The 6,802-nt window shown below is 72.0% G+C and carries 10 protein-coding genes and 1 pseudogene; 5 read left to right on the top strand and 6 right to left on the bottom strand.

The window, feature by feature from the left end; translation table 11 throughout:
- The 5 genes and pseudogenes from H291_RS34200 to H291_RS0113745 all read left to right on the top strand — a co-directional run.
- Positions 1-265 (top strand): annotated as a pseudogene (locus tag H291_RS34200) (hydrolase); the annotation flags it as partial.
- Between the two features lie 103 nt (positions 266-368).
- Positions 369-989, top strand: a complete 621-nt coding sequence (locus tag H291_RS0113760; protein WP_020015587.1) for a superoxide dismutase — start codon at positions 369-371, stop codon at positions 987-989.
- A gap of 12 nt (positions 990-1,001) precedes the next feature.
- Positions 1,002-2,192 carry a zinc-dependent alcohol dehydrogenase gene (locus H291_RS0113755; RefSeq protein ID WP_020015586.1) on the top strand — a complete coding sequence of 397 codons (1,191 nt, stop codon included), beginning with the start codon at positions 1,002-1,004 and terminating at the stop codon, positions 2,190-2,192.
- A gap of 7 nt (positions 2,193-2,199) precedes the next feature.
- Positions 2,200-3,528: a cytochrome P450 gene (locus H291_RS0113750; RefSeq protein WP_020015585.1), complete on the top strand. Its 1,329-nt coding sequence runs from the start codon at positions 2,200-2,202 to the stop codon at positions 3,526-3,528.
- Positions 3,529-3,548: 20 nt separating this feature from the next.
- A complete protein-coding gene (locus H291_RS0113745) occupies positions 3,549-3,998 on the top strand; it encodes an SRPBCC family protein (protein ID WP_020015584.1) in 450 nt (149 codons plus the stop codon).
- An 18-nt stretch (positions 3,999-4,016) separates the two neighbouring features.
- Here H291_RS0113745 and H291_RS30075 read toward each other — a convergent pair whose 3' ends face one another.
- From H291_RS30075 to H291_RS0113715, 6 genes are all read right to left on the bottom strand, one after another.
- Positions 4,017-4,805, bottom strand: a complete 789-nt coding sequence (locus tag H291_RS30075) for a GvpL/GvpF family gas vesicle protein (RefSeq protein WP_020015583.1) — start codon at positions 4,803-4,805, stop codon at positions 4,017-4,019.
- Positions 4,802-5,119 carry a gas vesicle protein K gene (locus tag H291_RS0113735; RefSeq protein ID WP_033325970.1) on the bottom strand — a complete coding sequence of 106 codons (318 nt, stop codon included), beginning with the start codon at positions 5,117-5,119 and terminating at the stop codon, positions 4,802-4,804. Before H291_RS0113735 ends, H291_RS30075 begins: the two co-directional genes overlap by 4 nt.
- Positions 5,106-5,762, bottom strand: coding sequence for a gas vesicle protein (locus H291_RS33785; protein ID WP_020015581.1), 657 nt, complete (start codon positions 5,760-5,762; stop codon positions 5,106-5,108). The genes H291_RS0113735 and H291_RS33785 overlap by 14 nt, the downstream gene beginning before the upstream one ends.
- Positions 5,759-6,127, bottom strand: coding sequence for a gas vesicle protein (locus tag H291_RS34795; RefSeq protein WP_033326836.1), 369 nt, complete (start codon positions 6,125-6,127; stop codon positions 5,759-5,761). The genes H291_RS33785 and H291_RS34795 overlap by 4 nt, the downstream gene beginning before the upstream one ends.
- 127 nt (positions 6,128-6,254) lie before the next feature.
- Positions 6,255-6,557 carry a gas vesicle protein GvpO gene (gvpO, locus tag H291_RS30065; protein ID WP_020015579.1) on the bottom strand — a complete coding sequence of 101 codons (303 nt, stop codon included), beginning with the start codon at positions 6,555-6,557 and terminating at the stop codon, positions 6,255-6,257.
- Positions 6,550-6,801: a gas vesicle protein GvpG gene (locus tag H291_RS0113715; protein ID WP_020015578.1), complete on the bottom strand. Its 252-nt coding sequence runs from the start codon at positions 6,799-6,801 to the stop codon at positions 6,550-6,552. The genes gvpO and H291_RS0113715 overlap by 8 nt, the downstream gene beginning before the upstream one ends.
- Position 6,802 lies beyond the last annotated feature (1 nt).

Here is a 6,802-nt window from a genome sequence, read left to right as displayed (position 1 = left end):
GGGCAGGGGCGTGCTGCTCAGCGGCGACACGATCTTCGCGAACCCGGACCGGACGTCGGTGTCGTTCATGCGCAGCTACCCGAACCGGATCCCGCTGTCGGGGCCGGTGGTGCAGCGGGTCGCGAACCACGTGGCGCGGTTCGAGTTCGACCGGCTCTACAACAACTTCCGGGGCGTGATCCCGGTGGACGCCCGGGCCATCGTGCTGCGTTCTGCGGACCGGCACGCGGCCTGGACGAGCGGCGCCAACGACCACCTGACGTAGGCGGGGCCGCCCAGCGTCCCGCTGCGAGTGCCGTGGGTGCGGCCTAGCGTCGAGAGGGCCGGCCCGGGCGAACCAGGCCGGCACACGACGACAGGAGCACGAGATGACGGTCTACACGCTGCCCGACCTGCCCTACGACTACTCGGCGCTGGAGCCCCACATCAGCGGCCGGATCATGGAGCTGCACCACGACAAGCACCACGCCACCTACGTGGACGGCGCGAACAAGGCGCTGGAGACGCTGGAGCAGTCCCGCGAGAGCGGGGACCTCGCCGCGGTGAACCTGGCCGAGAAGAACCTCGCCTTCAACCTGGGCGGGCACATCAACCACACCGTGTTCTGGAACAACCTCTCGCCCGACGGCGGCGGTGAGCCGGACGGCGAGCTCGCCGCGGGGATCACCGAGTTCTTCGGTTCGTTCGCGGCGTTCCAGGCCCACTTCACGGCCGTCGCGACGGGAATCCAGGGTTCGGGCTGGGCGGTGCTCGGCTGGGACGCCATCGGGCAGCGGCCGCTGGTCTTCCAGCTCTTCGACCAGCAGGCCAACGTGCCCCTCGGGATCACCCCGCTGCTGATGCTGGACATGTGGGAGCACGCGTTCTACCTGGACTACCTCAACGTCAAGGCCGACTACGTCAAGGCGTTCTGGAACCTGACGAACTGGCCCGACGTCGCCGGCCGGCTCGACCAGGCCCGCGCCGCGACCTCGACCCGCGCCGTCTGAAGGCCGGCGAGCATGAGAGCACTCACGTGGCAGGGTCAGGAGCAGGTCGGCGTCGAGGAGGTACCCGATCCCGCGATCCAGGAGCCGACCGATGCGATCGTCCGCGTCACGTCGACCGCGATCTGCGGGTCCGACCTGCACCTGTACGGCGTGCTCGGCGCGTTCCTCGACAAGGGCGACGTGCTGGGTCACGAGGCGATGGGTGTGGTCGAGGAGGTCGGCCCGGAGGCGGGCGGCCTGAAGCCCGGAGACCGTGTGGTCGTCCCGTTCGGGATCGCCTGCGGCGGGTGCTGGATGTGCGAGCGCGGGCTGCAGTCGCAGTGCGAGACCACCCAGGTCACCGACCAGGGGAGCGGCGCCGCACTGTTCGGGTACACCAAGCTGTACGGGCAGGTCCCCGGCGGGCAGGCGGAGTACCTCCGCGTGCCCCAGGCCCAGTACGGCCCGGTCGTGGTGCCCGACGACGGCGAGCCCGACGAGCGCTACCTTTACCTGTCCGACGTGCTGCCGACCGCGTGGCAGGCGGTCGAGTACGCGCAGGTCCCCGACGGTGGGTCGGTCGTCGTGCTCGGCCTGGGCCCGATCGGCCAGATGGCGGCCCGGATCGCCGCGCACCGGGGCGCCGGGCTCGTCATCGGTGTGGACCTGGTGCCCGAGCGGCTGGCGATGGCGGCACGGCACGGGGCCACGGTGATCGACCAGAACCGGACCGACGTCGTCGGCGCCGTCCGCGACCTGACCGACGGGCGCGGCCCGGACGCGGTGATCGACGCGGTCGGGATGGAGGCGCACGGCTCACCCGTCGCGGAGGCGATGCAGAAGGCGGCCGGCGTGATGCCGGACGTGCTGGCCAAGCCGCTGGTGGAGCACGCGGGGACGGACCGGCTGGCTGCCCTGCTCACCGGCATCGAGCTCGTACGCCGCGGCGGGACGCTGTCCCTGGCGGGCATCTACGGCGGCGCGAAGGACCCGCTGCCGATGCTCACCCTCTTCGACAAGCAGGTGACGATCCGCCAGGGACAGGCCAACGTCCGGCGCTGGACCGACGACCTCCTGCCGTTGGCGAGCGACCCGGCCGACCCCCTGGGGGTGCTGGACCTGCGGACCCACCGCTGGCCGCTCGAACGGGCGCCCGAGGCCTACACGATGTTCCAGGAGAAGGGCGACGGATGCATCAAGGTCGTTCTCGACCCGGCGGCCTGACGGCCGCATGACGTCCACACCCGTCGACCTGAACCCGGCCGAGGCGGCCCGGGTGGTCGCGTCCGTCCTCGCGCCGCTCGTCGCCCAGGGCGCGATCGTCCGCCGTCCGCGCGCCACGGCCTGGGCGGAGCGGCGCCAGACCGACCGTACGGCGCGCGAGGTTCTGACCGACCTGCGCGCGCGGCACGACGGCGCCCCGCTCGCGCTGCGACTCGGGCCCCGCCGCCTGGTGGTGGTCACCGAGCCCAGCGACGTGCAGCGCCTGCTCGAGGGCTCGCCCGAGCCGTTCACCCCCGCGACCAAGGAGAAGGTCGGGGCGCTGAGGCACTTCCAGCCGGACGGCGTCCTGATCTCGACCACCGCCGACCGGCGGTACCGTCGCCCCTTCAACGAGACCGTGCTGCGACCCGAGCTGCCCGTGCACGACGACGGAGCGGCCTTTGTCGAGGCCGTACGGCGCGGTGCGGCGGCCCTGGCCCGGCAGCTGCACGATTCCGGCAGGCTCGACGCCGCGACGTTCACCGACACCTGGTGGGAGATCGTCCTCCAGGTCGTGCTCGGGCCCGCGGCGCGCGCTGACCGCCAGCTCGTGGACGTGCTCGACGCCCTGCGCCGCGACGCCAACTGGTCATGGTTCCACCCGCGCAACGACCGCCTCCGCGCCGAGCTCGCCCGCCGTGTCGAGTCGTACGTCGCCACGCCGGAGCCGGGCACGCTGGCCGCGGCAGCCCACGCCGCAGGGCCCGTCACCGCCCCGGGTCAGGTGCCGCACTGGCTCTTCGCCTTCGATGCGGCCGGGGCCGCGACCCTTCGGGCGCTGGCGGTCATCGCCGCCCGGCCCGAGGTACGCGCGCGGGTCCTCGCCGGGGTGGCACCGGGTGCCGAGCCCGCGCTGCTGCCCTACGCACGCGCGTGCGTGCTGGAGTCGCTGCGCCTGTGGCCGACGACGCTCGTGGTGCTGCGTGACTCGACCGGCCCGACCACCTGGGGCGACCGCACCCTGCCGGGCGGGACCGGGTTCGCGGTCGTGAGCGCGTTCTTCCACCGCGACCCGGACCGGCTCGACCATGCCGACGGCTTCGCCCCCGAGGCATGGCTGGACGGGCGCAACAACGCCGACTGGGGGATGGTGCCGTTCAGCGGCGGCCCGGTCTCGTGCCCCGGCCGGAACGTCGTCCTGCTGGTCACCTCGCACCTGCTCGTGCACCTGGCCGCGCACGACCTGCGGGTCGAGCGGGGGCGTTACCTCACGAGCGACCCGCTTCCGGCCACGATGGACCACTTCGGGCTGCGGTTCGGGCTGCGAGTCGCCGGATCTGCCCTGACGGTGGAATGACCCGACAGAAGGAGCAACCCATGACGAGCATCATGAAGTCCGTCGACGTCGACGTCCCGGTGCGCACGGCGTACAACCAGTGGACGCAGTTCGAGGAGTTCCCTCGGTTCATGGGCGGCGTCGAGGAGATCCGCCAGATCGACCCGACGCTGACCCGTTGGCGGACGAAGGTCGGCGGCGTCGAGCGTCACTTCGACGCGCAGATCACCGAGCAGCGCCCGGACGAGCGCGTGGCGTGGAAGAGCGTGTCGGGACCGGAGCAGGCGGGTGTGGTCACGTTCCACCGGCTGAACGACGAGCAGTCCCGAGTCACGGTGCAGCTCGACTGGACGCCGGACGACGCGGTGGAGAAGATCGGCAGCGCGCTGCACGTGGACGACCGCCAGGTCCAGGGCGATCTCGACCGGTTCAAGGAGTTCATCGAGGGTCGCGGCGCCGAGGACGGAGCCTGGCGCGGCGAGGTGCGCTGACCGGGTTCCCGGAGCGGTTCAGCCGGTCTCGTCCGGCGGAGCCGTCCTGAGGATGTCGGCGAAGGAGTAGGGCGGCCAGGGCCCGAGGTAGCGGATGCGCGCCGCCGGTTCTGCCTCCTGGATCGCCGTCAGCGCGGCCCCGACGTCGTGCACCGCGTCCGCCCGCACGAGCAGCGAGGCGGACAGGACAAGAGCGGTGTCCGGGTCGGGGCGCGCCCGGCGGTTCTCGTCGACCTCGTCGCTGACCCCCTTCAGGACCTGGTGGTAGCTGTCGAACCGCTCACGGGCAACGGCCTCGGTGATGTCGCGCTCCAGGTGGTCCAGCCGTTTGCGGAGCAGGCGCTGGACACCCGGTGGGCGATCCTTCAGCTCGGTCCGCGCCGCGACCACCTCCGGATGCCGCCCGCCCGTCAGATGGTGGTCCAGTCCGATCTCCACGCGCAGCTCGACCCGCCCGGACAGCGCGTCCAGGCGATCGCGCAGGCTGCTGGCGTGCGTGGCGAGCCAGTCCTGCAGCCGGCGACCCGCGGTCATCTCCCTCGTGGGCGCGACGATCACGTTGAAGGTGGCCGGAAGGATCGTCCCGGTGTTCTGCCATATCCGCTCGACCGCGGCGCTGTGCTCGACCACCCACCGCTCGACGTCGGCATCCGCCCCCTGGTACGGCTCGCCCTCGTGGTCGTGCACGAGCGCAGCAATGCCTTCCGGCCCGGGCACCGCGTGCAGCGGCAGCCCGTCGATGCCGGTCCCGAGTTCGGCGGGCGCCGTGGTCACGACACCGTAGAGGTACAGGCGGTCGGCGGTCATCGGTTCTCCCCGCCGGGCTCCCGGACCCACCGCGCCGGGTTGGCGAGGCGGTCGACGAGGTCACCGACGACGTCGTCCAGACCACGCCTGAGGTCCGCGACCGACGCGGTCAGGCCGTGGTCGTCCTTGATCTGCTCGATGGCCTCGTCGAGGTCGAGCAGTGCCTGGCCGAGGCGCTCCTGCTCGTCGTCGGTGAGCCGGCCGCCCTCGATCCGCCGGATCGCCTGGCTCTCCAGGGCTTCCTCGATGACCTCGACGAGAGTGACGACCAGGGTGAGCAACCCGTTCTTGAGGCTCGTCTCATCCACCTGCATCGTCGCCCTCCCCCCGGGGGACAGGGCCGGGCGTCGCGGCTCCGCCGGTGGGCCGGGTGAGCGTGCCCGCGCGGAGCGCGTCGTGGAGCCGCTGGGGTGCCGCCGCGGTCAGCAGCGTGGTGCCCTGAGGGGTGGTCACGCACACCCGCAGCCGGTCCGCTCCGCCCACGCTCACCTCGGGTCGCAGCTCCACCCCGGTCACGTCGCGCAGAGCGCCCTGCCACAGCAGCTCGCGCGGGTCCGGTCGCCAGACCAGCACTCGTCGTGAGGTGACGTAGACGATCCCCGGCCGCCAGGTCCGGTACGGCACCTCCTGCAGGTGTCCGCCGGACATGCGCAGCACGATCTCCTCGCCGTCGAGCAGGGGGACCTCGCGCTCGGCGCCGCTACGGCCCGACCCGCGGATCTGTTCGTCCCAGCCCTGCATGAGGCCGTGCTCGAGCATCGTCTCGACGCCCGCGACGGCAGCCCGGAGGCTGACGCCGATCAGCGGTACGTCGGCGACCGTGATCACGAGGTCGAGGTCGAAGTAGACGCCCTTGTCGAGCACGACGTCAAGGAGGTCCGACAGGCTCGCGCGGAGGTCGTTCGTCGGCTCCATCCGGTTCTCGGGGGCGACGGGTGACCGGAGGTCGGTGCTCATGACGGCTCCTCGTGCTCCGCGATCTCACCGGCACGGCGCTCGGCCAGTGCGCTGCGCCAGCCGCACCAGGGGCAGAGGTCCTCGAGCAGCTGCTTCCTGGGCGAGGCCTTGCCACACCTCGGGCACGTCTCCTTCTGTTCTATGGCGCGCCGCCACGCGATCGACTCGGTGTTGGTGCCGGCGGGGAACTCCAGCCCGTACCGTGCCGCGGTCTCGAAGGAGGCGAGGGCCGCCCGGATCCGGATGCCCAGAAGCTCCACGCCTGCCAGCGACACCATGATGTCCGCGTTGACGACCAGCCCCTTGTCCAGGAGCGTCTCGATCACGTGGTCGAGCGACCCGTTCGCATCGTGCTGCGGAGCCATCACGCGTGACCTTTCGGGCCCCCGCCGTGGCTCCATCGCGCTGCCCCGGTCGCCGAGCGTGCTCATCCGTGACCACCTCCTCCGAGCGGGCGCGCGGTTCGGGAGGTCGCCCGCCGTCGAGCGCCGGTCACCTCTCCTCCGTGCGGCCGCGCACGTAACGCGACCGGCGCCGGTAGCCGGTCAGCTCGCCCTCCGCGTCGAGCTGTACCTCGTACTCGGCCATGACATCGGCACTGCTCGGTACGTGCGCGTCCTCGACCGCCTCGATGACGACGGTGAACGTGCCGTCCTCGGAGCGGATCCCCACGATGCTCTCGAGCTCGCGGGTGATGAGCTGCGAGAGCTGCTCCGCCGCCCTGCGGGCCGCCTGGGTGGCGGTGAGGGGGCGGCCGCGGGTCCGTTCGTCGACCTGCTCGTCGGCGTCACTCATGGCCCTCCCTGCTTCGCCGGTTCGCCTCGACCAGCCGCGCGATCAGGTGCTCCTCCAGGGCATCGGCCTCCTCGTCGTCGAGATCGCCGCTGTCCCGGGCCAGAGCGACCTCTTCGAGCTGGCGTCGCAGCGACGCGGCGTCGTAGTACTGGTGCTCGGCCTCGTGGAGCACCTGCTCGGCGATCCAGACCGTCCCACGGACGGGAGCCAGCGGAAGCGACAGCAGGCCGGAGAGAATGCCCATG

Source organism: Promicromonospora sukumoe 327MFSha3.1 (assembly GCF_000385135.1).
GTDB classification, from domain to species: Bacteria; Actinomycetota; Actinomycetes; order Actinomycetales; family Cellulomonadaceae; genus Promicromonospora; species Promicromonospora sukumoe_B.
This window is presented reverse-complemented; position numbering and strand designations above follow the sequence as displayed.